This window comes from Streptomyces sp. NPDC053426, assembly GCF_055585405.1.
In genome coordinates this window covers 358,091-384,921 of the sequence record NZ_JBVJKE010000006.1, presented here as the reverse complement: position 1 = coordinate 384,921, position 26,831 = coordinate 358,091, and the positions used below count along the sequence as shown (strand labels likewise).

The 26,831-nt window shown below is 72.1% G+C and carries 21 protein-coding genes and 1 tRNA gene; 20 read left to right on the top strand and 2 right to left on the bottom strand.

Going from position 1 to position 26,831, the window contains the following annotated elements; translation table 11 throughout:
• The first annotated feature begins 98 nt into the window (after nucleotides 1-98).
• The 6 genes from ACZ62B_RS15540 (at nucleotide 99) to ACZ62B_RS15515 (ending at nucleotide 7,370) form a co-directional block, all read left to right on the top strand.
• Nucleotides 99-692, top strand: a complete 594-nt coding sequence (locus ACZ62B_RS15540; protein ID WP_468719398.1) for a CGNR zinc finger domain-containing protein — start codon at nucleotides 99-101, stop codon at nucleotides 690-692.
• A 280-nt stretch (nucleotides 693-972) separates the two neighbouring features.
• The gene (locus ACZ62B_RS15535; RefSeq protein WP_004930798.1) at nucleotides 973-1,557 is read left to right on the top strand and encodes a sigma-70 family RNA polymerase sigma factor; all 585 of its coding nucleotides are present in this window, start codon (nucleotides 973-975) and stop codon (nucleotides 1,555-1,557) included.
• 65 nt (nucleotides 1,558-1,622) lie between these two features.
• Nucleotides 1,623-2,384, top strand: coding sequence for an anti-sigma factor family protein (locus tag ACZ62B_RS15530; protein WP_468719399.1), 762 nt, complete (start codon nucleotides 1,623-1,625; stop codon nucleotides 2,382-2,384).
• Between the two features lie 242 nt (nucleotides 2,385-2,626).
• Entirely contained in the window at nucleotides 2,627-4,924 is a 2,298-nt protein-coding gene (locus ACZ62B_RS15525; protein WP_344559236.1) for a HelD family protein, read from the top strand.
• A gap of 408 nt (nucleotides 4,925-5,332) precedes the next feature.
• Entirely contained in the window at nucleotides 5,333-6,751 is a 1,419-nt protein-coding gene (locus ACZ62B_RS15520; protein WP_344559237.1) for an NAD-dependent malic enzyme, read from the top strand.
• 337 nt (nucleotides 6,752-7,088) lie between these two features.
• Nucleotides 7,089-7,370: an HU family DNA-binding protein gene (locus tag ACZ62B_RS15515; protein ID WP_004987462.1), complete on the top strand. Its 282-nt coding sequence runs from the start codon at nucleotides 7,089-7,091 to the stop codon at nucleotides 7,368-7,370.
• Nucleotides 7,371-7,819: 449 nt separating this feature from the next.
• On the opposite strand, the gene murA is transcribed toward ACZ62B_RS15515, so the two are convergent.
• Nucleotides 7,820-9,166 (bottom strand): UDP-N-acetylglucosamine 1-carboxyvinyltransferase, encoded by a 1,347-nt coding sequence (gene murA / locus ACZ62B_RS15510; protein ID WP_073931593.1) that lies wholly within the window; start codon nucleotides 9,164-9,166, stop codon nucleotides 7,820-7,822.
• A gap of 254 nt (nucleotides 9,167-9,420) precedes the next feature.
• Between murA and ACZ62B_RS15505 the strand changes: the two genes are divergently transcribed.
• From ACZ62B_RS15505 to ACZ62B_RS15460, 10 genes are all read left to right on the top strand, one after another.
• Complete coding sequence (locus tag ACZ62B_RS15505; protein WP_344559240.1) at nucleotides 9,421-9,993, top strand: YqgE/AlgH family protein; 573 nt, start codon at nucleotides 9,421-9,423, stop codon at nucleotides 9,991-9,993.
• A gap of 30 nt (nucleotides 9,994-10,023) precedes the next feature.
• Nucleotides 10,024-10,305 (top strand): DUF3039 domain-containing protein, encoded by a 282-nt coding sequence (locus ACZ62B_RS15500; RefSeq protein WP_073931595.1) that lies wholly within the window; start codon nucleotides 10,024-10,026, stop codon nucleotides 10,303-10,305.
• A gap of 228 nt (nucleotides 10,306-10,533) precedes the next feature.
• A complete protein-coding gene (locus tag ACZ62B_RS15495) occupies nucleotides 10,534-11,826 on the top strand; it encodes an extracellular solute-binding protein (RefSeq protein WP_468719400.1) in 1,293 nt (430 codons plus the stop codon).
• Entirely contained in the window at nucleotides 11,823-12,812 is a 990-nt protein-coding gene (locus ACZ62B_RS15490; protein ID WP_344559245.1) for a carbohydrate ABC transporter permease, read from the top strand. Before ACZ62B_RS15495 ends, ACZ62B_RS15490 begins: the two co-directional genes overlap by 4 nt.
• Nucleotides 12,813-12,841: 29 nt before the next feature.
• Nucleotides 12,842-13,687 (top strand): carbohydrate ABC transporter permease, encoded by an 846-nt coding sequence (locus ACZ62B_RS15485; RefSeq protein ID WP_073932043.1) that lies wholly within the window; start codon nucleotides 12,842-12,844, stop codon nucleotides 13,685-13,687.
• Nucleotide 13,688: 1 nt separating this feature from the next.
• Entirely contained in the window at nucleotides 13,689-15,347 is a 1,659-nt protein-coding gene (locus ACZ62B_RS15480) for a beta-N-acetylhexosaminidase (protein WP_468719401.1), read from the top strand.
• A gap of 322 nt (nucleotides 15,348-15,669) precedes the next feature.
• Nucleotides 15,670-16,563 carry an FAD binding domain-containing protein gene (locus tag ACZ62B_RS15475; protein WP_344559247.1) on the top strand — a complete coding sequence of 298 codons (894 nt, stop codon included), beginning with the start codon at nucleotides 15,670-15,672 and terminating at the stop codon, nucleotides 16,561-16,563.
• Nucleotides 16,560-18,590, top strand: coding sequence for a (2Fe-2S)-binding protein (locus tag ACZ62B_RS15470; protein ID WP_469690653.1), 2,031 nt, complete (start codon nucleotides 16,560-16,562; stop codon nucleotides 18,588-18,590). Before ACZ62B_RS15475 ends, ACZ62B_RS15470 begins: the two co-directional genes overlap by 4 nt.
• Nucleotides 18,587-20,905: a xanthine dehydrogenase family protein molybdopterin-binding subunit gene (locus ACZ62B_RS15465; protein ID WP_469690651.1), complete on the top strand. Its 2,319-nt coding sequence runs from the start codon at nucleotides 18,587-18,589 to the stop codon at nucleotides 20,903-20,905. The genes ACZ62B_RS15470 and ACZ62B_RS15465 overlap by 4 nt, the downstream gene beginning before the upstream one ends.
• 229 nt (nucleotides 20,906-21,134) lie before the next feature.
• Entirely contained in the window at nucleotides 21,135-22,310 is a 1,176-nt protein-coding gene (locus ACZ62B_RS15460; RefSeq protein WP_344559253.1) for an SUKH-4 family immunity protein, read from the top strand.
• A 154-nt stretch (nucleotides 22,311-22,464) separates the two neighbouring features.
• On the opposite strand, the gene ACZ62B_RS15455 is transcribed toward ACZ62B_RS15460, so the two are convergent.
• A tRNA-Cys gene (locus ACZ62B_RS15455) sits at nucleotides 22,465-22,537 on the bottom strand.
• 219 nt (nucleotides 22,538-22,756) lie between these two features.
• Here ACZ62B_RS15455 and ACZ62B_RS15450 point away from each other — a divergent pair.
• From ACZ62B_RS15450 to ACZ62B_RS15435, 4 genes are all read left to right on the top strand, one after another.
• Nucleotides 22,757-24,211: an MFS transporter gene (locus ACZ62B_RS15450; protein ID WP_469690649.1), complete on the top strand. Its 1,455-nt coding sequence runs from the start codon at nucleotides 22,757-22,759 to the stop codon at nucleotides 24,209-24,211.
• Between the two features lie 48 nt (nucleotides 24,212-24,259).
• On the top strand, nucleotides 24,260-24,460 hold the full coding sequence (locus ACZ62B_RS15445; RefSeq protein WP_469690647.1) for a hypothetical protein: 201 nt from the start codon (nucleotides 24,260-24,262) through the stop codon (nucleotides 24,458-24,460).
• Complete coding sequence (locus ACZ62B_RS15440; RefSeq protein WP_344559258.1) at nucleotides 24,457-24,831, top strand: type II toxin-antitoxin system death-on-curing family toxin; 375 nt, start codon at nucleotides 24,457-24,459, stop codon at nucleotides 24,829-24,831. Before ACZ62B_RS15445 ends, ACZ62B_RS15440 begins: the two co-directional genes overlap by 4 nt.
• A 115-nt stretch (nucleotides 24,832-24,946) precedes the next feature.
• On the top strand, nucleotides 24,947-26,746 hold the full coding sequence (locus ACZ62B_RS15435; RefSeq protein ID WP_344559260.1) for a DEAD/DEAH box helicase: 1,800 nt from the start codon (nucleotides 24,947-24,949) through the stop codon (nucleotides 26,744-26,746).
• The last annotated feature ends 85 nt before the right edge of the window (nucleotides 26,747-26,831 follow it).

Below are 26,831 nucleotides of genomic sequence, written 5' to 3'. Positions count from 1 at the left end.
CCGGCGGCCGGAGCGGGCAGGCACTGTGGGAAGGGAACGGCTTCCCGGATCGCTCACCGGCCCCCTCGCGCGGGGCCAACCTAGGCGGTGGCAGGAACATGGCACTGGGTACGGGCACGGCGCCCCACGAGCTGCGGTTCGACACCGGGCGGGTCTGCCTGGATCTGCTCGCGACCACCCACCCCGTGGAACGGCTCGGCTCCGTGGAGGTGCTGCGCGCCTGGATCACCGGCTCCGGACTCGTGCCCGCGGGCACCGCGCTCGCCCACGCCGACACGTCCTGGCCGGTGGCCTTCCGCGAACTGCGCGGGCGGCTCGCCCCGTTGGTGCGTGGCCGGCCGACGCCTGGTGTCCCCTCGTACGACCTCGCGCTCGCCCGGGTCAACGAACTGGCCCGTGCCGCGCCGCCGGTGCCCCGCGCGGTGCCCGGTGAGGACGGCGTGCTGGTGCGCCGCCTCGACGGCCCGCCCGGCCGCGCGGCGCTGCTCGCGGCCGTCGCGCGGGACGCGGTGGATCTGCTCACCGACCCCGTCGCACTCGGGAGTCTGCGGCAGTGCGAGGGCGACAACTGCCCGATCGTGTACCTCGACACCTCCCGGGGGCGCAGGCGGCGCTGGTGCTCCAGCGAGATCTGCGGCAACCGGGAGCGGGTGGCCCGCCACCGCCGGCGCGCGGCGCTCGCGCGGGCCTGACCGACTCAGGTGCGGTCCACGAGAGGTCGCCGAGGTGCGGCCCACGGAAGGGCGTCGAAGTGACGTCGGTCACGCCGCTGTTCACCGACCTCGCGTTGTGATCGGCATCACATCCCTGTCGTTGTGTCGGAAATGTAAAGAAGAGGCGGGGGGATTGTGGGTTCATGTCCCGGTCGTCACCTGACCTCGCGGAAAACTGTCATCTCGCTTTGAACACGCGCCTCCTGACGTCCGTACCGGTTGTCGAGCGACCGACTGGGGGATCCCCCGGACACCGGAGGTGGGCGTGCGCAAGGATGCGGCCGTGGCCAATGAACGTGGAGCGAGGGCCCGACATCGCATGTCCTCACAGCCCTCGGAACCCGACGAGGAGCTGATGCGGGCGCTGTACCGCGAGCACGCCGGACCTCTGCTGGCCTACGTCCTGCGGCTGGTCGCCGGAGACCGGCAGCGCGCCGAGGACGTCGTTCAGGAAACGCTCATCCGTGCCTGGAAGAACGCCGGTCAGCTCAATCGGGCGACCGGTTCGGTACGCCCCTGGCTGGTGACGGTCGCCCGGCGCATCGTCATCGACGGCCACCGCAGCCGGCAGGCCCGGCCGCAGGAGGTCGATCCGTCGCCGCTGGAGGTCATCCCCGCGGAGGACGAGATCGACAAGGCGCTGTGGCTGATGACGCTGTCGGACGCGCTCGACGACCTGACCCCGGCTCACCGGGAGGTCCTCGTCGAGACGTACTTCAAGGGGCGTACCGTCAATGAGGCGGCGCAGACACTCGGCATACCCAGCGGCACCGTCCGCTCCCGGGTCTTCTACGCCCTGCGGTCGATGAAGCTGGCTCTGGAGGAGCGGGGGGTGACGGCGTGACGAGGGTCTACGGGGGATACGGAGAGGGCGGTACGGGTATGTCTGGTCCCATGCAGGGATCACCGGTGCCGAACGAACACGAGACCGTCGGCGCCTACGCACTCGGCATCCTCGACGACGCCGAAGCAACCGCTTTCGAGGCGCACCTCGCGACCTGCGAGTGGTGCGCCCAGCAGCTCGACGAACTCGCCGGCATGGAACCGATGCTGGCCGCGCTCGCGGACCTGCCCGGCACCGGGACGCCCGCGCTGGGCGAGTCGCTGTCCGCCAAGCCCTCCCCGCGCGTGGTGGAGAAGCTGGTCGACGAGGTGGCCGAGCGCCGCGCGAGGAAGCGCCGCCGCAACTTCTACATGGTGGCCGCCGCCGGTGCGCTGATCATCAGCGGGCCGTTCGTGGCCGTCGCGGCGAGCGGCGGGGGCGACGAAGGGGGTGGTGGGAGCGGTGCCAACCAGACGCTCGCGGCCAACCCCGCGAAGGAGGCCTTCGACAAGAGCTCCGACAGGATCATGGCGACCGATCCCGGCACTCAGGTGACCGCGACGGTGGCCCTGGAGAAGAAGCTCTGGGGCACCGAGATCGTCACGGAGCTGAAGAACGTCGAGGGCCCGCAGAAGTGCTCGCTCGTCGCCGTGGGCAAGAACGGCGAGCGCGAGACGGTGAACTCCTGGTCCGTGCCCGGCGAGGGATACGGCCTGCCCGACGCCAAGACGGACAAGGCCAAGCAGCCCCTGTACGTCCAGGGCGGCGCCGCCTTCGCGCCGAACGAGATCGACCACTTCCAGGTCATGACCTTCGACGGCGAGCTGCTCGTCGAGGTCGACGCGTAGGGCCTGCCCGGCGGACCCGGCCGGAGGGGGGCCGCGGTTCCGATCGACACCGGTGAGCGGGGCGACGGGGTGCCCCCGCGCGAGCGCGGGGGAGCCGACGGCAACGCGGCTGGGCCCCCTCCGGGGGGGAGCCGCGTGCCGGGCCCAGCGGCTCCGGCGGGATCCGCCGGGTGGGCCCGTAGCCGACCGGGGTCCCCTTCGCGTACGGTTGACGGCTGCCCAGCACGTCAGAAGGGGGCCCGGTGGCCGCTCAGGCTCAACAGGAAACCGCGGTCGACCCGGTTCACGACTCCGTTCGCGACCGGGAGATCCGAGTCGAACAGGAACACCTCGACCGGGTGTACCTGCGCCTCGAGGAGAAGATCCACGAGGCCGAGTTCCTCATGCGCGACGCCGCCCGGCGCGGCCAGGTCGGCACGCCCGGCGCCCTCGCCGAGCGGGATGCCCAGGTCTTCCGGGCCGGCATCCACCTCAACCGGCTGAACAACGAGTACGAGGACTTCCTCTTCGGCCGGATCGACCTGCTGCTCGGCAAGGACGGCAAGAAGGGCCCCGACGGCGCGTACACCGCCGTCGAGCCCGCCGAGGGCGCCGTACGCCCCGACAACACCGCCGACATCGCCGAGACCCTGCACATCGGCCGCATAGGCGTCCTGGACGAGGACTACGCCCCGCTGGTCATCGACTGGCGGGCGCCGGCCGCCGCCCCCTTCTACCGCTCCACCCCGGTCGACCCCGGCCGGGTCGTGCGCCGTCGCGTCATCCGCTCCAAGGGCCGCCGTGTCCAGAGCGTCGAGGACGACCTGATGCGCCCCGAGCTGACGGCGTCCCTGGACGGCCGCGAGCTGCCCGTGATCGGCGACGGCGCCCTGATGGCCGCGCTCGGCCAGGCCCGTACGCACACCATGCGGGACATCGTGGCGTCCATCCAGGCCGAGCAGGACCTGGTGATCCGCGCCCCCGCCGCCTCCGTGACCTACGTGGAGGGCGGCCCCGGCACCGGCAAGACCGCCGTCGCCCTGCACCGCGCCGCCTACCTCCTCTACCAGGACCGGCGCCGGTACGCGGGCGGCATCCTCATCGTCTCGCCCACCCCGCTCCTCGTCGCCTACACCGAGGGCGTGCTGCCCTCGCTCGGCGAGGAGGGCCAGGTCGCCATCCGCGCCATCGGCTCGCTGGTCGACGGCGCCGAGGCCACCCTGTACGACTCCCCGTCGGTGGCCCGCGCCAAGGGCTCGTACCGCATGCTGAAGGTGCTGCGGAAGGCCGCGCGCGGAGCGCTGGAGCGACACGACGCACCGCAGCGGCTGCGGGTCGTCGCCTTCGGCCGCCGCCTGGAGCTGGAGGCGGAGGAACTGGCGGGCGTCCGCCGCACCGCCCTCGGCGGCACCGCCCCGGTCAACCTGCTGCGCCCCCGCGCCCGCAAGCTGCTCCTGGACGCCCTGTGGGAGCGCTCCGGCGCCGGGAACCGGCACACCGACCCGGAGCTGGCCGCGGAGCTGCGCGCCTCCTTCGACGAGGACGTCACCACCGAGGACGACTTCATCGCCTTCCTCGACGCCTGGTGGCCCGAGCTGACCCCGGCGGCCGTCCTGGACGCCATGGCGGACGAGCGGCGCCTCGGCCGCTGGGCCCGGCGGATCCTCAACCCGGGCGAGGTCCGCAAGGTCGCCCGCGCGCTGAAGCGGGACGGCCGCTCCGTGCACGACATCGCGATGCTCGACGAGCTCCAGGCGATCCTCGGCGCCCCGGCCCGCCCCCGCAAGAAGCGCGAGCTCGACCCGCTGGACCAGCTCACCGGCCTGGAGGAGCTGATGCCGGTGCGCGAGGAGACGCAGCGGGAGCGGGCCGAGCGGCTCGCCCAGGAACGCGTCGAGTACGCGCACGTCATCGTCGACGAGGCGCAGGACCTCACCCCCATGCAGTGGCGCATGGTCGGCCGCCGGGGCCGGCACGCCACCTGGACGGTCGTCGGCGACCCGGCCCAGTCCTCCTGGTCCGACCCCGACGAGGCCGCCCAGGCCCGCGACGAGGCCCTCGGCACCCGCCCGCGCCGCCGCTTCGAACTCACCGTGAACTACCGCAACCCCGCCGAGATCGCCGAGCTGGCGTCGAAGGTGCTCGCCCTCGCCATGCCGGGGTCGCGGTCGCCGAGGGCGGTGCGCTCCACCGGTGTCGAGCCGCGCTTCTCCGTCGCCGGGGGCCCGCTGGGCGAGACCGTGCGCGCGGAGGCGGCCCGGCTGCTGGAGCGCGTGGACGGCACCGTCGGCGTGGTCGTCGCCATGCAGCGCCGCGAGGAGGCCCGGCGCTGGCTCGACGGGCTCGGCGACCGTGTGGTGGCGCTCGGCAGCCTGGAGGCCAAGGGCCTGGAGTACGACGCGACGATCGTCGTCTCCCCCGCGGAGATCGCCGACGAGTCCCCGGCCGGCCTGCGGGTCCTGTACGTCGCCCTGACCCGGGCCACGCAGCAGCTCACGGTGGTCTCGGCGGACCGCGACGAGCCGGACGCGGCCGGGGTGCCGGATCTGCTCAGGGACTGAGGGACCGCGGGACCGGGGAATCGGGGGGACCGAGGAGCTGAGGGGCGCTCGGGAAAACGGGTTGCGCCACGGGAATGGCCTTACCGGATCCGTTTGTTAGCCTTGGTGTGGCACCGGCCCGATCCAAGCCCCCGGGCCCAACCTTAGTCGCTTCGAGCGACCACTTGCCGCGAGGCGAGCATGGCGGGTCGGTGTCACTCAAGCGTTCGAGAGGTCCACGTCACAGCTGTGACGTGGACCTCTTTTCTTGTCCGGGCGCCTCTCGTATGGTGGAAAAAATTTTCCGCCAGACGGCACGCGTCGATGAACAAAACGTCCGCAATCCAGGGCGGCTACCGCGTACTCAGGGGTAGGTGCGACGATCGGACGGCACGTTTAGCGACACGGTAAAAGCAGAGGAAGTCGGCCATGGCAACGGCGCCCAGCGTCTCCTACTCGATGACGATCCGGCTGGAGGTGCCCGCGAGCGGAACCGCCGTATCGCAGCTCACCACGGCCGTGGAGTCCTCCGGAGGCTCGGTGACCGGCCTCGACGTCACCGCGTCCGGCCACGAGAAGCTCCGTATCGACGTCACCATCGCGGCCTCCTCCACCTCGCACGCCGACGAGATCGTCGAGCAGCTGCGCGGCATCGAGGGCGTCACCCTGGGCAAGGTCTCCGACCGTACGTTCCTGATGCACCTCGGCGGCAAGATCGAGATGGCGTCGAAGCACCCCATCCGCAACCGTGACGACCTGTCCATGGTCTACACGCCCGGTGTGGCCCGCGTGTGCATGGCGATCGCCGAGAACCCCGAGGACGCCCGCCGCCTCACCATCAAGCGCAACTCCGTTGCGGTCGTGACGGACGGCTCCGCCGTCCTCGGCCTCGGCAACATCGGCCCCAAGGCCGCGCTGCCGGTGATGGAGGGCAAGGCGGCCCTGTTCAAGCGGTTCGCCGGCATCGACGCCTGGCCGATCTGCCTGGACACCCAGGACACCGACGCGATCGTCGAGATCGTCAAGGCCATCGCCCCGGGCTTCGCCGGCATCAACCTGGAGGACATCTCCGCCCCCCGCTGCTTCGAGATCGAGGCGCGGCTGCGCGAGGCCCTGGACATCCCCGTCTTCCACGACGACCAGCACGGCACCGCGATCGTCGTCCTCGCCGCCCTGACCAACGCCCTGCGGGTCACCGGCAAGGCCATCGAGAACATCCGCGTCGTGATGTCCGGCGCCGGCGCCGCCGGCACGGCCATCCTGAAGCTGCTGATCGCCGCGGGCGTGAAGAACGCCGTCGTCGCCGACATCCACGGCGTCGTGCACGCCGGCCGCGAGGACCTCGTCGACGCCGCACCCGGCTCCGCGCTGCGCTGGATCGCCGACAACACCAACCCCGAGAACCTCACCGGCACCCTGAAGGAGGCCGTGCGCGGCGCGGACGTCTTCATCGGCGTCTCCGCCCCGAACGTCCTCGACGGCGACGACGTGTCCGCGATGGCCGAGGGCGCGATCGTGTTCGCGCTCGCGAACCCCGACCCCGAGGTGGACCCGGCAATCGCCCGCCAGACGGCGGCCGTTGTGGCCACCGGCCGCTCCGACTTCCCCAACCAGATCAACAACGTGCTGGTCTTCCCGGGCGTCTTCCGCGGCCTGCTCGACGCCCAGTCCCGCACCGTCAACACCGAGATGATGCTGGCCGCCGCCAAGGCCCTCGCCGACGTGGTGACCGAGGACGAGCTGAACCCGAACTACATCATCCCCAGCGTCTTCAACGACAAGGTCGCGGGCGCCGTCGCCGGCGCGGTGCGCGACGCGGCGAAGGCGGCGGGGGCGTCGGCCTCCTAGGGAAATCCGGACACCGAGGGGGCTGTGAGGATCACCACGACCGGTTGGAACCGGCGCGTCGGGGCACCCGGAGATCCTGATCGCCCTTTATGGTGGCGGCCGGGCCGTGGCGCTCTTCGTGTGACTCCCCGGGGTGTTCTCACGACTCCTGCGGGTGCCGGATTGGCATTACCGCCGCAGGTAGAGGCAGGATGCGTCCCTGGGCGCGAGGGTCTGACGTAGGGACCCGGGTCCGGGGACCCACCGAGGAACCTGGCAGCATCGGCTTGGCCGTGCCCGACATGCGGCTCCGCCGCGTGGCACGCCTCAACGGCAAGAAGAACACGGGAGTAACAACATGAACCGCAGTGAGCTGGTGGCCGCGCTGGCCGACCGCGCCGAGGTGACCCGCAAGGACGCCGACGCCGTGCTGGCCGCGTTCGCCGAGGTCGTCGGCGACATCGTCTCCAAGGGCGACGAGAAGGTCACCGTCCCCGGCTTCCTGACCTTCGAGCGCACCCACCGGGCCGCGCGCACCGCGCGCAACCCGCAGACCGGTGAGCCGATTCAGATCCCCGCGGGGTACAGCGTGAAGGTGTCGGCGGGCTCGAAGCTGAAGGAAGCCGCCAAGGGCAAGTAAGGGCGCGTAAGCGCCGTCCAGGTTTGGCGCCGTGGGCGACTGCCGGCAGTCTGTGGCTGATCGCGCAGTTCCCCGCGCCCCTTCAGGGCGCTTGCACATACGCCGATGGGGCGGTCACCCGGTGTGGGTGACCGCCCCATCGGCGTTCGTGTGACGGCTCCTGTTATCCGAGTGCCTTGCCCGGGAGTTCCACCTTCGCGCCGAGTTCCACGAGCTTTTCCATGCTGTGTCTTCCCGGGGGATGCCCCCGGGACCCCCGGCCGGGGTGGTGTTGCCGGGGTCGGGGCCGGGGTGGTGTGGTGGGTGGGGTCAGCCGAGTGCCTTGCCGGGGAGTTCCACCTTCGCGCCGAGTTCCACGAGCTTCTCCATGCTGTGTCTTCCCGGGGGATGACCCCCGGACCCCCAGCCGGGGTGGTGTTGCCGGGGCCGGGGTGGTGTGGTGGGTGGGGTCAGCCGAGTGCCTTGCCGGGGAGTTCCACCTTCGCGCCGAGTTCCACGAGCTTTTCCATGAAGTTCTCGTAGCCGCGGTTGATCAGGCCGATGCCGTGGACGCGGGAGGTGCCCTGGGCGGCGAGGGCGGCGATGAGGTAGGAGAAGCCGCCGCGCAGGTCGGGGATGACCAGATCCGCGCCCTGGAGCTTCGTCGGGCCCGACACGACCGCCGAGTGGAGGAAGTTGCGCTGGCCGAAGCGGCAGTCGGAGCCGCCCAGGCACTCGCGGTAGAGCTGGATGTGCGCGCCCATCTGATTGAGCGCGGAGGTGAAGCCCAGCCGGGACTCGTAGACCGTCTCGTGGACGATGGACAGGCCCGTCGCCTGGGTCAGCGCGACCACCAGCGGCTGCTGCCAGTCCGTCTGGAAGCCCGGGTGCACGTCCGTCTCCAGCGCGATGGACTTCAACTGCCCGCCGGGGTGCCAGAAGCGGATGCCCTCGTCGTCGATCTCGAAGGCGCCGCCGACCTTCCGGAAGGTGTTCAGGAACGTCATCATCGAGCGCTGCTGGGCGCCGCGGACGTAGATGTTGCCCTCGGTCGCCAGCGCCGCGGACGCCCAGGAGGCGGCCTCCAGGCGGTCGGGCAGGGCGCGGTGGGTGTAGCCGCCGAGCTTGTCCACACCGGTGATGCGGATGGTCCGGTCGGTGTCCATCGCGATGATGGCGCCCATCTTCTGCAGGACGCAGATCAGGTCCTCGATCTCCGGCTCCACCGCCGCGTTGGACAGCACGGTGACGCCCTCCGCGAGGACCGCCGTGAGCAGCACCTGCTCGGTCGCGCCGACGGACGGGTACGGCAGCCGGATCTTGGTGCCGCGCAGCCGCTGCGGCGCCTCCAGGTACTGGCCGTCCGCCCGCTTCTCGATCGTCGCGCCGAACTGCCGCAGCACGTCGAAGTGGAAGTCGATGGGCCGGCCGCCGATGTCGCAGCCGCCCAGCCCCGGGATGAACGCGTGCCCGAGCCGGTGCAGCAGCGGGCCGCAGAACAGGATCGGGATCCGCGAGGATCCGGCGTGGGCATCGATGTCAGCGACGTTGGCGCTCTCCACGTGCGTGGGGTCGAGCACCAGTTCGCCGGGCTCCTCGCCCGGACGGACCGTCACGCCGTGCAGCTGCAGCAGACCCCGTACGACCCGGACGTCACGGATGTCGGGGACGTTGCCCAGACGGCTCGGTGCGCTGCCCAGCAGCGCGGCGACCATGGCCTTCGGTACGAGGTTCTTCGCACCGCGGACACGGATCTCGCCCTCCAGCGGGGTCCCGCCGTGGACAAGCAGTACGTCATCGACGTCGTTGACGGTCATGAATCTCGCGTTCCGTGGGGAGTGGGGCAGGGGCCAGAAGGCAAAGGGTAATCGCCCTCGGCCCCCCTTCCGTAAGCCCGAGCGGGGCCCTGGAGCGTCATGGGTCTGTCACAACACGAAGGGTTCGTCACCGGGCACATGGGGTCACCACCCCCGTCGTGCGCCGGGCGTGCTCCAGTCCGCCCTGAGCTGCGTTCACTCCCGTACCCCCGTTGCCTCCCCACGCGGGAGCGAGATGCGGGATCATGTCTGGCATGACCGAGGTGTCCTCGCTCACAGGGCGGCTGCTCGTGGCCACTCCCGCCCTGGCGGACCCGAACTTCGACCGCGCGGTGGTGCTCCTCCTCGACCACGACGAGGAGGGTTCCCTCGGTGTCGTCCTCAACCGTCCGACGCCGGTGGACGTGGGCGACATCCTGGAGGACTGGGCGGACCTGGCCGGCGAACCGGGTGTCGTCTTCCAGGGCGGTCCGGTGTCGCTGGACTCGGCCCTCGGTGTCGCCGTCGTCCCCGGCGGTACGGCCGCGGAGGCCGCGCCGCTGGGCTGGCGCCGGGTGCACGGCGCGATCGGGCTGGTCGATCTGGAGGCCCCGCCGGAGCTGCTCGCCTCCGTCCTCGGCTCGCTGCGCATCTTCGCCGGATACGCCGGCTGGGGCCCCGGCCAGCTCGAGGACGAGCTGGTGGACGGAGCCTGGTACGTCGTGGAGTCGGAGCCCGGAGACGTCTCCTCCCCGTCCCCGGAGCGGCTCTGGCGCGAGGTGCTGCGCCGCCAGCGCAACGAGCTGGCGATGGTGGCCACGTATCCGGACGACCCTTCGCTCAACTGATGCGTGCGGGCTTCAGTACCCTTGGCAGTTATGAGCACTCTTGAGCCCGAGCGCGGGACTGGTACGGGGACCCTCGTCGAGCCGACGCCGCAGACCTCCCACGGCGACGGTGACCACGAGCGCTTCGCCCACTACGTCCAGAAGGACAAGATCATGGCGAGCGCCCTCGACGGGACCCCCGTCGTGGCGCTGTGCGGCAAGGTGTGGGTGCCCGGCCGCGACCCGAAGAAGTACCCGGTGTGTCCCATGTGCAAGGAGATCTACGAGTCCATGGGTGCCGGCGGCGACGACAAGGGCAAGGGCGACAAGTAGTCCGTCCGTCCCTCCCTCCGTCGGTCTGATCTCTCCGAGGCCTCCGGGGTGCGCTTTGCGCGCCCTGGGGGCCTTTGTGCTGTCCGCGCGTTGCGCAGGGTGCGTCCGCCGGTCACAGAGTGGTTGAGACCTCTTGTGGCGCGGTTCACCCAGTACCTAGCCTCCGGTGTGTTGTGCACAGCGAAACCGCCATTGCGTATGTTGCAACGTGCTCGGAGGAGCAACTCCATGAAGCTGTCCGCCCGCCTGGTCGCCGTCGCGGCCGTCCTCGCCACCGCCGCCTGCGCGCCCCAGACCTCCGGCAATTCCTCCTCCGACAAGGACGAGAAGACCGGCACCCTCCGCGTCTGGCTCTTCCAGGAGGTCAACAACAAGCCCAAGGAACAGGTCGTCGACTCCGTCCTCGCCGCGTTCGAGAAGGCGCACGAGGACACCGACGTCACCGTCGAGTACATCCCCGTCGAGACCCGCGCCCAGCGCATCAAGGCCGCCTTCAACGACCCGAAGTCCGCGCCCGACCTCATCGAGTACGGCAACACCGACACCGCCGGCTACGTGAAGGACGGCGGACTCGCCGACATCACCGAGGAGTTCGGGGCCTGGGACGAGGCCAAGGACACCGACCCGACCGCCAGACAGTCGGTCACCGTCGACGGCAAGGTCTACGGAGCCCCGTACTTCGTCGGCGTCCGCGCGCTCTACTACCGCACCGACGTCTTCGACGAACTCGGCCTCGACGTCCCGAAGACCCAGGCCGAACTGATCTCCACCGCGAAGGCGATCCACACCGCCAGGCCCGAGATGTACGGCATCGCGGTCGGCGGCGCCTACACCTACGGCGCGATGCCCTTCATCTGGGCCCACGGCGGCGAACTCGCCACCGGCAAGGGAGGCTCGTACGCCTCCGCCATCGACAGCGCCGCCTCCCGCAAGGGCATCGAGGCGTACACCTCCCTCTTCGGCGACGACAACTGCCCGGCCGCCAAGTGCGCCGGGATGGGCGGCAACGACACGGTGACCGCCTTCGCCTCGGGCAAGGCGGCCATGGCGATCGGCGGCGACTTCAGCCACGCGGCCGTGGAGGCCGGGAAGGCCAAGGGCAAGTACGCCGTCGTGCCGCTGCCGGGCGTCGAGGCCGGATCCATCGCCCCCGCGTTCGCCGGCGGGAACAACCTCGGCGTGCTCAAGTCCACCTCGCACCGGACCCTCGCCGTCGACCTGATGAAACGGCTCGCTTCGAAGGAGGCGCAGGGTGCGCTCTTCGAGGGCATGGGGTTCCTGCCGACCTTCTCCGACGTGCGGGAACAGGTGGCCGCGAAGGAGAGCTTCGTGAAGCCGTTCGTCGAGACGCTGGCGGCCGACACGAAGTTCGTGCCGGCTTCTCCGGCGTGGGCGCGGATCGACTCGTCGCTGGTGCTGCCGACGATGTTCCAGGAGGTCGTGAGCGGTAAGAAGAGCGTGGCCGTGGCCTCGGCGGATGCGGCGAAGAAGATGAACGAGGCGTTTGGCTCCGCCGGATGACGGTGCCTAATGGCTCGCGGGGCGCGGATCGTTTGCGGCTGCCGGTAGTCGGTGGCTTGTCGCGCCCACGCGGCGGTAGCCGCACATTCAATACAGCCCCGCGCCCCTGGAAGGGGCGCTCCACCGCACCCTGGTTGTATCTGGCGCCGGCACTGGTCGTTCTCGGAGGGCTGCTCGCCTACCCGGTCTACCAGCTCGGGCTGATCTCGCTCTTCCACTACACCCAGGCGCAGGTCAGTGGTGGGGAGCCGACCACCTTCGAAGGGTTCGGGAACTACGCCGAGCTCTTCGGGGACGAGCAGTTCTGGCAGGTGCTGCTGGCCACCGTGGTGTTCGCGGCCGCCTGTGTGGTGTGCACGCTGGCCGTGGGGTGTGCGCTCGCGGTGCTGCTGACGCGGGTGCGGGCCGTGCCGCGGCTGGCGTTGATGCTGGCCGCGCTCGGCGCGTGGGCGACACCGGCGATCACCGGGTCCACGGTCTGGCTGTTCCTCTTCGACGCCGACTTCGGGCCGGTCAACCGGGTGCTGGGGCTCGGCGACCACTCGTGGACGTACGGGCGGTTCAGCGCCTTCTTCCTCGTCCTGCTCGAAGTGGTCTGGTGCTCCTTCCCGTTCGTGATGGTGACGGTCTACGCCGGGATCCGCGCCGTACCCTCCGAGGTACTGGAGGCCGCCTCTCTGGACGGGGCCTCGCAGTGGCGGATCTGGCGCTCGGTGCTCGCGCCGATGCTCCGGCCGATCCTGGTCGTCGTCACCATCCAGTCGGTCATCTGGGACTTCAAGGTCTTCACCCAGATCTACGTCATGACGAACGGCGGGGGCATCGCCGGCCAGAACCTGGTCCTGAACGTCTACGCCTACCAGCAGGCGTTCGCGTCCTCGCAGTACAGCCTCGGCGCGGCGATCGGCGTGGTGATGCTGCTGATCCTGCTCGCCGTGACGCTGGTGTACCTGCGACTGCTGCGCCGCCAGGGGGAGGAACTGTGAGCCTTGTGAGCCGGGACGGGAAACCCCGGGTGAATCCTGTGCGCCGGTTCGTACGGCGTCCGGGGCGGCTGGCGGCCGAGTCGGCGGCGCTGCTGATCGCCGCCGTGGTGGCCTTCCCGCTGTACTGGATGGTGCTGAGCGCCTTCAAACCGGCCGGGGAGATCGAGTCGACCGAGCCGCGGCCCTGGACGCTCGCGCCCACGCTGGACTCGTTCCGGCGGGTGTTCGGGCAGCAGGAATTCGGCCGGTACTTCCTCAACAGCGTCGTCGTCGCGGTCGCCGTGGTGATCGCCTCCGCGCTGATCGCCTTTCTCGCCGCGACCGCCGTGACGCGATTCCGGTTCCGGCTGCGGACCACCTTGCTGATCATGTTTCTGGTGGCCCAGATGGTGCCCGTGGAGGCGCTGACCATCCCGTTGTTCTTCGTCATGCGGGACTTCGGACAGTTGAACACGCTGTGGTCGCTGATCCTGCCGCACATCGCGTTCTCCCTGCCCTTCGCGATCTGGATGCTGCGGGGGTTCGTGAAGGCCGTTCCGGAGGCGCTGGAGGAGGCCGCCTACATCGACGGGGCGAGCCGCGCCCGCTTTCTCTGGCAGATCCTTTTCCCGCTCGTCCTGCCGGGCCTGGTGGCCACCAGCGTGTTTTCGTTCATCTCCACCTGGAACGACTTCCTGTTCGCCAAGTCCTTCATCATCAGCGACATCTCGCAGTCGACCCTGCCGATGGCGCTGCTGGTCTTCTACAAACCCGACGAGCCGGACTGGGGCGGGGTCATGGCGGCGTCCACCGTGATGACGATTCCGGTACTGGTCTTCTTCGTACTCGTGCAGCGACGTCTGGTCTCCGGACTGGGCGGCGCGGTAAAGGACTGATGTGACTTCACTGACGGAACTGATTCCCGCCCCGCTGAGCGTGAGCACGTGGGGTGAGCGGGTCTTCGTCCTCGACGAGGACACGACGCTGACGGCGGGGCCGGGTGTGGGCAGTGCCGAACGCTGGCTGCGCACGACCTTGCAGGCGGCCACCGGTCTGCCGCTGCGGGAGGGCGAGCCCGGCCCGCCCGGGCGGGCCGCGGAGAACGCGATCGAGCTGCGGCACGACCACCACCTCCCGCCCGAGGCCTATCGCATCACCATCCGTGACGACCGCGCGCTGATCAGGAGCGGTGACCCGGCCGGTGCCTTTGCCGGCGCGCAGACGCTCCGGCAACTGCTCGGCCCCGACGCGTTCCGGCGGGCGCGCCTCGGGCGCGCCGCCTGGGAGCTGCCGGAAGCCGAGATCCAGGACGAGCCCCGCTTCCGCTGGCGCGGACTCATGCTCGACGTGGCCCGGCACTTCATGCCCAAGGAAGGCGTGCTGCGCTATCTCGATCTGATGGCGGCGCACAAACTCAACGTCCTCCACTTCCACCTGACGGACGACCAGGGCTGGCGCATCGAGATCCAGCGGTATCCGAAGCTCACCGGGATCGGCTCCTGGCGGGCCCGGACGAAAATCGGACACCGCGCGTCACCGCTGTGGGACGACAGGCCGTACGGCGGTCACTACACCCGGGACGACATCCGCGAGATCGTCGCCTACGCCGCCGAGCGGCATATCAGCGTCGTCCCGGAAATCGACGTGCCCGGCCACTCGCAGGCCGCCATCGCCGCGTATCCGGAACTCGGCAACTCCGATGTCATCGACACCGCCTCCCTGACCGTCTGGGACACCTGGGGGATCAATCCGAACGTACTCGCCCCCACTGACAACACCCTGCGGTTCTACGAAGGGGTGCTCGAGGAAGTCCTGGAACTGTTCCCCGCGGACGCCGGCCCCTTCTCGCCGTTCGTGCACATAGGCGGCGACGAATGCCTCAAGGACCAGTGGCGCGAGTCGGACGCCGCGCAGAAACAGATCGGCAACCTCGGACTGCCGGACGAGGACGCGCTCCAGTCCTGGTTCATCGGTCACTTCGACCAGTGGCTCGCCGCGCGGGGGCGGCGGCTGATCGGCTGGGACGAGATCCTGGAGGGCGGCCTGGCCCCCGGCGCCGCGGTGTCGTCCTGGCGCGGCTACTCCGGCGGGGTCGCCGCCGCCCGCGCGGGGCACGACGTGGTCATGTGCCCCCAGCAGTACGTGTACCTGGACTACCGTCAGGACGCGGGCCCCGACGAGCCGGTGCCGATCGGGTACGTGCGCACCCTGGAGGACGTCTACCGGTTCGAGCCCGTGCCGTCGGAGCTGACGGGCGAGGAGGCCGCGCGGGTGCTGGGCACCCAGGCCAACGTGTGGACCGAGGTGATGGAGGACCAGGGGCGGGTCGACTACCAGACGTTCCCCCGGCTCGCCGCGCTCGCCGAGGTCGCCTGGAGCGACCTGCCCGCCCCCGCCGACCGGGACTTCGCCGGCTTCGAACGGCGGATGACCGCCCACTACCGGCGCCTGGACGCCCTCGGGGTCGCCTACCGGCCGCCCACCGGCCCGCTGCCCTGGCAGCGGCGTCCGGGCATCCTGGGGCGCCCGCTCGACGGCCCGCCGCCGCACCAGTAGCCCGCCCGTCCCGGGTTCCCGGCGCCGGGCGGGCAGCCCCGCGCCGGGCACCCGGGACGGGGTGTGCGCACCTGTTCGGTCCGTGTCGAACAGGTCATGCGAAAAAGGTGTGAAAGTCACCGAAGAGTGCGTATGCGGAGCGCATCGGCCATCTGGTGCGAAAACGACCACGTCCGGGGTGAGGTGGGCGAATGCCTCCTAGCGGACCCCCGTCCTCGGCACCTGCCAAGATGTGCCAGAGTTGCCACGTCCGCCCTGTCAGGCCGTACCGTACGGCAGCACAGGTGGGACCAGGTGGGGCAGCGGGAAGGGGCAGCCGGACTTGAGCACGCACGCACCGCAGGCGGCGCAGGCCGTGACGCTGCCCACGACACTCGACGAGGCCGTGGCGGCCCTCACGGCGATGCCCGCCGCCGTGCCCGTCGCGGGCGGCACCGACCTGATGGCCGCCGTCAACTCCGGGCAGCTCAGGCCCGCCGCGCTGGTCGGCCTCGGCAAGATCAGCGAGATCCGCGGCTGGCAGTACCTGGACGGACACGCGCTGCTCGGCGCCGGTCTCACCCACGCGCGCATGGGCCGCCCCGACTTCGCCGCCCTCATCCCGGCGCTCGCCGCCTCCGCGCGGGCCGCCGGACCGCCGCACATCCGCAACGCGGGCACCCTGGGCGGCAACATCGCCTCCGCCGCCCCCACCGGCGACGCGCTGCCCGTGCTGGCCGCGCTGGAGGCGACGCTGATCATCGCGGGCCCGGGCGGAGCCCGCCGCGAACTCCCGGTGTCGCACCTGCTGGCCGGGATGGACCTGCTGCGCCCCGGCGAACTCATCGGCTACGTGCGCGTGCCGCTGCTGCACGCCCCCCAGGTCTTCCTGAAGGCGACCGGCCGCACCGGCCCCGGCCGCGCGGTCGCCTCCGTCGCCCTGGTGCTCGACCCGGCCCGCCGCGGGGTGCGCTGCGCGGTGGGCGCCATAGCTCCGATGCCGCTGCGGCCCCTGGACGCCGAGCAGTGGGTCGCGCAGCTCATCGACTGGGACAACAACCGCGCGATCGTGCCCGAGGCACTGAACGCGTTCGGGGAGTACGTCGCCGCGGCCTGCATCCCCGACGCCGCACCCGGCGAGGACGGCACCGTCCCACCGCTTCCGCCCGCGGTACTGCACCTGCGGCGCACCGTCGCCGCGCTGGCCCGACGAGCACTGGGGAGGGCGCTGTCGTGACCGACGACCAGCACGGACAGGGCACGCCCCCGGGCGGCAGCCGCTGGGACCCGCTGCCCCAGGGCGACTACGACGACGGCGCCACGGCCTTCGTGAACCTCCCCGAGGGCGGCATCGACGCCCTGCTGGACGCCATGGAGAGCCCGCTCGCCGCGCCCGGCCACGGCTATGTGCCGCCGCAGATCACGGTCGACCCGGCGGCCACCGCGGGCACCGACCCGGCCGCCACCGGCACCTGGGGGGTGCCCGGCGCGCCCGTCGACGGCGCCCGGTGGCACGACCCGCAGGCCCCCGAGGCGGGCGCGGCACCGGGGGACCGGTTCACGTACGACCCCGGTGCGACCGGGCAGTGGACCTTCGAGGAGCAGGCCGCGCAGAACCCGGCGCCGGGACACGACGTCACCGGCCAGTGGTCGATCCCCGTGGCCGACGGCGACCTGCCGGACGAGTCGGGCGAGTTCACCACGTCCGCCCTGGTCGAGCAGTGGGGCGGCACCCCGCCGGCCACCCTGCCGGGCGGCGCCCCCGCCCCCTGGGCGCCCACGGAGGCCATCGGCCGCCCGTGGGGACCCGGCGTGCCCGGCGTCCCGCAGGACGAGGACCAGGAGCCGCGGGGCACCGAACACGCCCCCGCGCGGGACCGGCAGGAACCCGGCCCCCAGCAGCCGCCCGGCGCGGTCACGTACGGCGGACAGCCCCTGCCCGCCGCCGAACCACTCCCGTACGCCGACCCCGGCAACCGGGACGAGGCCCCCACGGCCCAGGACGTGTACGGCGGGACACCGGCCCAGGGCACGCCCGTGCAGCCGGCCGACGAGCACGCGCCGGGGCGGCCCGGAGGCCAGGACGCCTACGGCGGGACACCGGCCCAGGGCACGCCCGTGCAGCCGGCCGGTGAGCACGCACAAGGGCGGCCGGACGCCGGTCCCGTGCCCGAGCACGCGCCGGGGCGGCCCGGAGCGAGTGCCGCGCCTGAGCCCTCCGGCACGCCCGAGCACGCCCCGGAGTTCCACGGCGAGCCCGTTCGGGGCGACGACCCCGCGTTCCAGCAGCCGTCCGGGCACTCCGGCGTTCCTCAGCCGTTCGCCGCCGAGGGGTACGCGGAGCCGCGGTGGCGGTCCGAGACGGAGGCCGCCGAGGACGCCCCGGCGCCCGCTTCCGGGGCCGCCGAGGACGCCGAGGGCACCCACGGGGCTCCCGAGGCCGCCGAAGGCCTCTCGGAGCCCTCCGCGGCCCCCGCCGAGCCCGCTCCGGACGCGGAAGCGGCGACGGAACCCGCCGACGCCGAGTCCCCGGACACCGACACGGCCCCCGGCGCTCCGGAGACTCCGGACACCCCGGACGCTCCGGACGGCCGGGGCGAGCCGGTCGCACCGCACGACGACCACCCCCTCGCCTCCTACGTGCTCCGCGTCAACGGCACCGACCGGCCCGTCACCGACGCCTGGATCGGCGAGTCGCTGCTCTACGTGCTGCGCGAGCGGCTCGGTCTCGCCGGGGCCAAGGACGGCTGCTCCCAGGGCGAGTGCGGGGCCTGCAACGTGCAGGTCGACGGACGGCTCGTGGCGTCCTGCCTGGTCCCGGCCGTCACCGCGGCCGGCAGCGAGGTCCGTACCGTCGAGGGCCTGGCGCAGGACGGCCGGCCCTCGGACGTGCAGCGGGCGCTCGCGCGGTGCGGCGCCGTGCAGTGCGGCTTCTGCGTGCCGGGCATGGCGATGACCGTGCACGACCTCCTGGAGGGCAACCCGGCGCCCACCGAGCTGGAGACCCGCCAGGCCCTGTGCGGCAACCTCTGCCGCTGCTCCGGCTACCGGGGCGTGGTGAACGCCGTCAAGGAGGTCGTCGCCGAACGCGAGGCGCACTCCGCGTCCGACGAGGACGACTCCGACGGCGAGCCGGAACCGCCCCGCATCCCGCACCAGGCGGGCCCCGGCGCCGGCGGCGTCAACCCCGCCGCGTTCGACGGCCCCGGACCCGATGAGCAGCCCCAGGACCAGCCGTACGGCGAGGACGGAGGCCAGGCGTGACCGACGAAGCAGCCACCGCGCAGGCCGTACGGGCCGCGGAGGCCGCCCCCGAGCCGGAACCGCTCCCGCACGGACTCGGCGTCTCCCTCCCGGCCGCCGACGCCCGCGCCAAGACCGAGGGCACCTTCCCGTACGCCGCCGACCTGTGGGCCGAGGGCCTGCTGTGGGCGGCCGTGCTGCGCTCGCCGCACCCGCACGCGCGCATCGTGTCCATCGACACCACCCACGCGCGTGAGATGCCCGGCGTCCGCGCGGTGGTCACGCACGAGGACGTCCCCGGCGACCCGCTGCACGGCCGCGGCACGGCCGACCGCCCGGTCTTCGCCTCCGAGGTCGTACGCCACCACGGCGAGCCCATCGCCGCCGTCGCCGCCGACCACCCGGACACCGCGCGGATGGCAGCCGCCGCCGTCATCGTCGAGTACGAGGTGCTCGACCCGGTGACCGACCCCGAGCAGGCCTTCGAGGCCGAACCGCTGCACCCCGACGGCAACCTGATCCGGCACATCCCGCTGCGCCACGGCGACCCCGACGCGGCCGGCGACGTCGTCGTCGAGGGCCTGTACCGCATCGGCCGCCAGGACCCCGCCCCCATCGGCGCCGAGGCCGGTCTCGCCGTGCCCCGCCCGGACGGCGGCGTCGAGCTGTACCTGGCCTCCACCGACCCGCACGGCGACCGGGACACCGCCGCCGCCGCGTTCGGCCTGGCACCCGATCGGGTGAAGGTCGTCGTCACCGGGGTGCCCGGCGCCACCGCCGACCGCGAGGACCGGAGCTTCCAGCTCCCGCTCGGCCTGCTGGCGCTGAGGACCGGCTTCCCGGTGAAACTCGCCGCCACGCGCGAGGAGTCCTTCCTCGGCCACGCCCACCGCCACCCCACGCTGCTGCGCTACCGTCACCACGCCGACGCCGAGGGCAGGCTGGTGAAGGTCGAGGCGCAGATCCTGCTCGACGCGGGCGCCTACGCCGACACCTCCTCCGAGGCCCTGGCCGCCGCCGTGGCCTTCGCCTGCGGCCCGTACGTCGTGCCCAACGCCTTCATCGAGGGCTGGGCCGTACGCACCAACAACCCCCCCTCCGGCCATGTGCGCGGCGAGGGCGCGATGCAGGTGTGCGCCGCCTACGAGGCGCAGATGGACAAGCTGGCCAAGAAGCTCGGCGTCGACCCGGCGGAGCTGCGCCTGCGCAACGTGATGGCCACCGGCGACGTGCTGCCCACCGGCCAGACGGTGACCTGCCCGGCCCCGGTCGCGGAACTCCTCGAGGCGGTGCGGGACTTCCCGCTGCCGCCGCTGCCCAAGGACACCCCCGAGGACGAGTGGCTGCTGCCCGGCGGCCCCGAGGGCGCGGGCGAGCCGGGCGCGGTGCGCCGGGGCGTGGGCTACGGCCTGGGCATGGTGCACATGCTCGGCGCGGAGGGCGCGGACGAGGTGTCCACGGCCACCGTGCGGGTCCAGGACGGCGTGGCGACGGTGCTGTGCGCGGCCGTGGAGAGCGGCCAGGGCTTCTCGACGCTGGCCCGGCAGATCGTCCAGGAGACCCTCGGCGTCGACGAGGTGCACGTGGTGCCCGTCGACACCGACCAGCCCCCGGCGGGACCCGGCTGCCGGGGACGGCACACGTGGGTGTCGGGCGGCGCGGTGGAGCGCGCGGCGAAGATGGTCCGCACCCAGCTCCTCCAGCCCCTCGCGCACAAGTTCGGCATGTCCACCGAGCTGCTCCAGATCACCGACGGCAAGATCACCTCGTACGACGGCGTGCTGTCCACGACCGTCACCGAGGCGATGGACGGCAAGGAGCTGTGGGCCACCGCCCAGTGCCGTCCGCACCCGACGGAGCCGCTGGACGCCTCCGGCCAGGGCGACGCCTTCGTCGGCATGGCCTTCTGCGCGATCCGCGCGGTGGTCGACGTCGACATCGAACTCGGCTCGGTACGGGTCGTGGAGCTGGCGGTCGCCCAGGACGTGGGCCGGGTGCTGAACCCGGCGCAGCTTGCCGCCCGGATCGAGGCGGGCGTGACCCAGGGCCTGGGCGCCGCGCTCACCGAGAACCTGCGCACGCCGCGCGGGCTGGTCCGCCACCCCGACCTGACCGGGTACGCCCTCCCGACGGCGCTGGACGCGCCGGACATCCACATCGTGAAGCTGGTCGAGGAGCGGGACGTGGTCGCGCCGTTCGGCGCGAAGGCGGTCAGCGCGGTGCCGGTGGTGACCTCGCCGGCGGCGATCGCCTCCGCCGTACGGGCCGCCACGGGCCGCCCGGTGAACCGGCTGCCGATCCGGCCGCAGGCCGCGGTGGTGACGGCCGGGGGCTGAACGTCGTTCCGGACGATTCCCGCGGGGGAGGCAACGCAAACGGTTGCTCAGGCGTCTTGTGTGATGGGGGCGTTGCGTTCGCCGCCCTCGGTCCAAGGCGTTGTCAGTGGTGCCGCGTAGTGTTCCGAGCAGTGGGGGACGGCTGACGGGTCCGGAAGGGTCAGGGCCGTCCTGCCCGGGGCGGGACGTTCGCGGGCCCGGGACCGAGCACACGTATCGCGGGGGAATCATGAGTACGACCGACACCGTTGTCGCGGCGGCGATCACACTGACCGGCGCCGACCTCGATCCCTTCATCACGCACGCGTCCACGCGCGACTGGCTGACCGGTCCCGGACTGCCCGCCGACAGCGGCCTGTTCGGCTTCGCGGAGCTGGCGCGGCCCGGCGGCCCGCGCACGGTGGGCGACTCGACGGGCGGCCCCGCCGACCGGCTCTCCCCGGAGCTGCGGGACCAGCTGGTCATCGGCGGGCTGCTGGGCCCGGCCGGTCTGGAGACGGAGTCGGTGCTGCTCGACGGGGCGACCGGCGAGGTCTCCACGACGTTCTTCTTCCACGACCGCCCCGACCTGATGGACCGCCGCCCGCTCGCCCCGTCCCTGCCGACGCTGGTGCGTTTCGCGGCGGCGACGGACGAGCTGGCGGGACTGCGCGGCCAGTTCGCCGCCTACGCGGGCCGGTACGGCGCCAAGGCGGTCGCGGAGGCCTCCCGGCAGCTCCTGGCGGTCTTCGAGGAGGGCACGGACGGCGAGCCGGCGCCGTTCTGGAGGATGGCCGCGCTGATCAGGCCGCTGGCCCTGGTGGCGGGCCCCGGCACGGCCTCGGGCCTCGCCCTGGACCTCCCCCTCCGCCTGCTGGACGAGGAGTTCGGCCGGGGCGGAGTGGTCCGCTTCGAGGAGGTCGACTTCCCCGCGACGCTCGACCACGAGCCGACCCGCCGCTTCCTGCGCGAGACGGGCCTGCCGGAGGACGGCTTCCTCTTCCAGCTGGACACCGACCTGCCGCTGCGCACCCTCGCGGAGTACTACACCGACGACCGCGAACTCCCCGACGCCCGCCTCCCCGCCCGCGCCGAGCAGCTGATACGCCTGGGGTACCTGATCGAGGACAACAGCCTGGTCGTCGACGGCGCCACGGGCGCGGTGCTCAACTGGAGCGAACCGGAAGGTGTCCTCCACCCGCTGAACACGGACATCTCCACCCTCGCCTTCACCCTCTGGCTGCTCCACCGCGAGCACGCCATCGACGAGGCGTCGGGCCACGCGCTGACCACCGACACGTATGACCAACTGGCGTTGACCATGTTGCAGGTGTTGTCGTCCATCGACCCCACGGGTACGACGCCCGATGCGGAGTGGCACTACTGGACGGAACTGTTCCAGGACGAGGCCGGGGGCGTGTTGTAGGGCCCCGCTCGGGGACGGTTGCCGGTCGGCTGCGGCGTCGTCGGGGCCGGTCGCGCCCACGCGGCGGAGCCGCATGCCGATACGGCCCCGCGCCCCTCGGGGGCGCTGACGCGGACGGGCGGGGCGCTTCGAAGAGCACCCCGCCCATGTAGGGAGGCCGTGGCGGGAATCGAACCCGCGTACCTCGCTTTGCAGGCGAGTCCCTGGGACCACTCGGGCACACGGCCGTGTCGGGGGCGAAGTGCCGTGCGGTGCTTCGCCGTTCCGAACCGGTGTGACGACCGTACGGTGGGCCGGAGGCGGCGCTCAAGGAAATGCCGGGGGCCGCAATACGACTGCCACACGCCGTTCATGAACGGCGGCTCCGGTCCTACGACCAAGGTCCCGGTGCCGGTCCCGACCCCCGACAGGGGTCAAACCGTGCCGTGGCCCTTACTCTGGCGGTCATGACCGCCCCGAACCCGCGTGACACCGATGTCACCGAGCCCGCCGACGTCCCTTCACCGCCCGCCGCCCCCGAGGAGACCGTGCTGAGCAGCCCCTACCGGGCGCTGAGCATCGGTGTCGTCTCCGTGGTGCTGCTGATCGCCTTCGAGGCGACGGCGGTGGGCACGGCCATGCCGGTGGCGGCGCGGGAGCTGGACGGGGTGCCGCTGTACGCGTTCGCGTTCTCGGGGTACTTCACGACCAGCCTGTTCGGCATGGTGCTGTCCGGCCAGTGGTCCGACCGGCGGGGCCCGCTCGCGCCGCTGACCTGGGGCATCGCCTCCTTCGCGGCCGGGTTGCTGCTCGCCGGTACGGCCGGGGCGATGTGGCTGTTCATCCTGGGGCGGGCCGTGCAGGGACTCGGCGGCGGACTGGTGATCGTCGCGCTGTACGTCATCGTCGGGCGGGCCTACCCGGAGCGGCTGCGGCCGGCGATCATGGCGGCGTTCGCGGCGAGCTGGGTGGTGCCGTCGATCGTCGGCCCGCTGGCCTCCGGCGCGGTGACGGAGCACATCGGCTGGCGCTGGGTGTTCCTCGGCATCCCGGTGCTCGTGGTGTTCCCGCTGGCGCTCGCGCTGCCGCAGATACGGCGCCTGGCGTCCGGCCCGGTGAACGGGGACGCGGACGGGCCCGCCTCCTTCGACGGCCGCCGCATCCGCCTGGCCCTGGCGATCTCCCTCGGCGCGGGCCTGCTCCAGTACACCGCCCAGGACCTGCGCTGGGCCTCCCTGCCGCCGGGCGCGCTGGGCGTCGCCCTGCTGGTCCCGGCCGTGCTCGGCCTGCTCCCGCGCGGCACCTACCGCGCGGCGCGCGGACTGCCCTCGGTCGTCCTCCTGCGCGGAGTCGCCGCCGGTTCCTTCATCGCGGCGGAGTCCTTCGTCCCGCTGATGCTGGTCACCCAGCGCGGCCTCAGCCCGACGCTGGCCGGCTTCTCCCTCGCGGCGGGCGGCGGAACCTGGGCGCTGGGCTCCTGGTTCCAGTCCCGGCCCCGCCTGGAGCCGTACCGGGAGCGTCTGATGGCCCTCGGCATGGTGCTGGTGGCGGCGGCGATCGCGGCGGCCCCCAGCGTGCTGATCGAGGCCGTGCCGGCCTGGACGGTCGCGGTCGCCTGGGCCTTCGGCTGCTTCGGCATGGGCCTGGTGATCTCCTCCACCAGCGTCCTGCTGCTCCAGCTCTCCGCCCCCGAGGAGGCCGGCACCAACTCCGCCGCCCTCCAGATCTCCGACGGCCTCTCCAACGTCCTCCTGCTGGCCGCGGGCGGCGCCGCCTTCGCGGCCCTCGGCGGCGGCACGGCCGGCCACGCGGCCACGGAGGCCACCGGCTCCCACCCGGCCGCCTTCGTCGCGGTGTTCCTGCCGATGGCGGCGGTGGCGCTGGCGGGGGCTTGGGTGGCCACTCGGGTGCGGGAGCGCTGACCCGTAAACCGATCGTCATCGGAAGATCGCAGAAAGTAGTATCCCGCCATGTCCGAACTGGTTCTCCGCCTCGACCCCGACGTGCACCAAGCTCTCCACGACCTCGCGGACGCGCAGGACCGCGCCCCCGAGGAGGTCGCGCGGGAAGCGCTGCGACGCCACCTGCACGAGGAGGGCCGGCTGGTGCGTGCCGTCGCCGAGCGCCTCGCGCGGGAGCACGCCGAGCTGCTGAGGAGGCTCGGCGAATGACCCGGCACCTCACCGTCGACGAGGTCACGGCCATCGCCGAGGTCGCCTTCGGCGGGCGGCCGCCCGAGACCCGGGCGCCGGGGCTGCTGGCCTCGGCCGTGCACCGCCCACGCGCCCGGATGTTCGGCACCACGGCGTACGAGGATCTGCACGAGCAGGCAGCGGCGCTCCTCCACGCCATCGCGACGAACCACCCGTTCGTCGACGGCAACAAACGCACCGCCTGGCTGGCCACCGCCACCTTCCTCGCGGTGAACGGCGTCGACCTCGCCGGCGTGGACCAGGACACGGCGTACACGCTGGTCGTCGACGTGGCCTCCGGGACGGCGAGCGATGTGAAGGAGATCGCGGAGCGGCTGGGGCGGTTGTGATGTGGGTCCCACCCTCGGGTGGTGCGGCCGCGTAGCGGCGTCGACAGCTCCGGGCCATCGGTAGGGTGGCCCGGTTGTCATACGCACCGCGCCGCCCGACCACCCCACGGAGATCGTGACTACCACCGCCAGCTCCGCGTCCCACTCGCACCACCTGTCCCCGGCTTTCCCCGGACGTGCCCCATGGGGTACCGCCGGCAAGCTGCGCGCCTGGCAGCAGGGGGCGATGGAGAAGTACATCCAGGCGCAGCCCCGGGACTTCCTGGCGGTCGCCACGCCCGGCGCCGGCAAGACGACGTTCGCGCTGACGCTGGCGTCCTGGCTGCTGCACCACCACGTCGTGCAGCAGGTGACCGTCGTCGCGCCCACCGAGCACCTGAAGAAGCAGTGGGCCGAGGCCGCCGCGCGGATAGGCATCAAGCTCGACCCGGAGTACAGCGCGGGCCCGCTCGGCAAGGAGTACGACGGCGTCGCCGTGACGTACGCCGGTGTCGGCGTGCGCCCCATGCTGCACCGCAACCGCGTCGAGCAGCGCAAGACCCTCGTCATCCTCGACGAGATCCACCACGCCGGTGACTCCAAGTCCTGGGGCGAGGCCTGCCTGGAGGCGTTCGAGCCGGCCACGCGGCGGCTCGCGCTCACCGGCACGCCGTTCCGCTCCGACACCAACCCCATCCCCTTCGTGACGTACGAGGAGGGCGACGACGGCATCCGGCGCTCGTCCGCCGACTACACCTACGGGTACGGCTCCGCCCTCGCCGACAACGTCGTCCGTCCCGTCATCTTCATGTCGTACAGCGGCAACATGCGCTGGCGCACCAAGGCCGGCGACGAGATCGCCGCGCGCCTCGGCGAGCCCATGACCAAGGACGCCGTCAGCCAGGCCTGGCGCACCGCGCTGGACCCGCGCGGCGAATGGATGCCGGCCGTGCTGCGCGCCGCCGACCAGCGCCTCACCGAGGTCCGCAAGGCCATCCCGGACGCCGGCGCCCTCGTCATCGCCGCCGACCAGGACTCCGCGCGGGCGTACGCCAAGCTGATCCGCGAGATCACCGGCAGCAAGGCCACCGTCGTGCTGTCCGACGACGCCGGCGCGTCGAAGAACATCGACACGTTCAGCAGCGGCACCGACCGCTGGATGGTCGCCGTCCGCATGGTGTCCGAGGGCGTCGACGTCCCGCGCCTCGCGGTCGGCGTGTACGCCACCACCATCTCCACCCCGCTGTTCTTCGCCCAGGCCGTCGGCCGTTTCGTACGGTCCCGGCGGCGCGGCGAGACCGCGTCCGTGTTCCTGCCGACCATCCCGGACCTGCTCGGCTTCGCCAACGAGATGGAGCGCGAGCGCGACCACGTCCTCGACAAGCCCAAGAAGGAGGGCGAGGAGGACCCGTACGCCGAGTCCGAGAAGGAGATGGAGGAGGCGAACCGGGAGCAGGACGAGGACACCGGCGAGCAGGACATGCTGCCCTTCGAGGCGCTGGAGTCCGACGCCGTCTTCGACCGGGTGATGTACAACGGCGCCGAGTTCGGCATGCAGGCCCACCCCGGCAGCGACGAGGAGCAGGACTACCTCGGCATCCCCGGGCTCCTCGAACCCGACCAGGTGCAGTTGCTGCTCCAGAAGCGGCAGGCCCGGCAGATCGCGCACAGCCGCAAGAAGCCGGACACCGAGGCCGATCTGCTCGAACTGCCCGCCGAGCGGCGGCCCGTGGTCTCCCACAAGGAGATGATGGAGCTGCGCAAGCGGCTCAACAACCTCGTCGGCGCGTACGTCCACCAGAGCGGCAAACCGCACGGCGTGATCCACACCGAGCTGCGCCGGGTCTGCGGCGGCCCGCCCTCGGCGGAGGCCACGGCGGGACAGTTGCGCCAGCGGATCGAAAAGGTGCAGGAGTGGGCCACGCGCATGCGGTGACACCGTGTGTACGTATGAGGACAAACGGAACCACTTCCCTGTGAGAGTGCCCGGATTCTGGACGGAGCCTTCCGCTGACCGAACC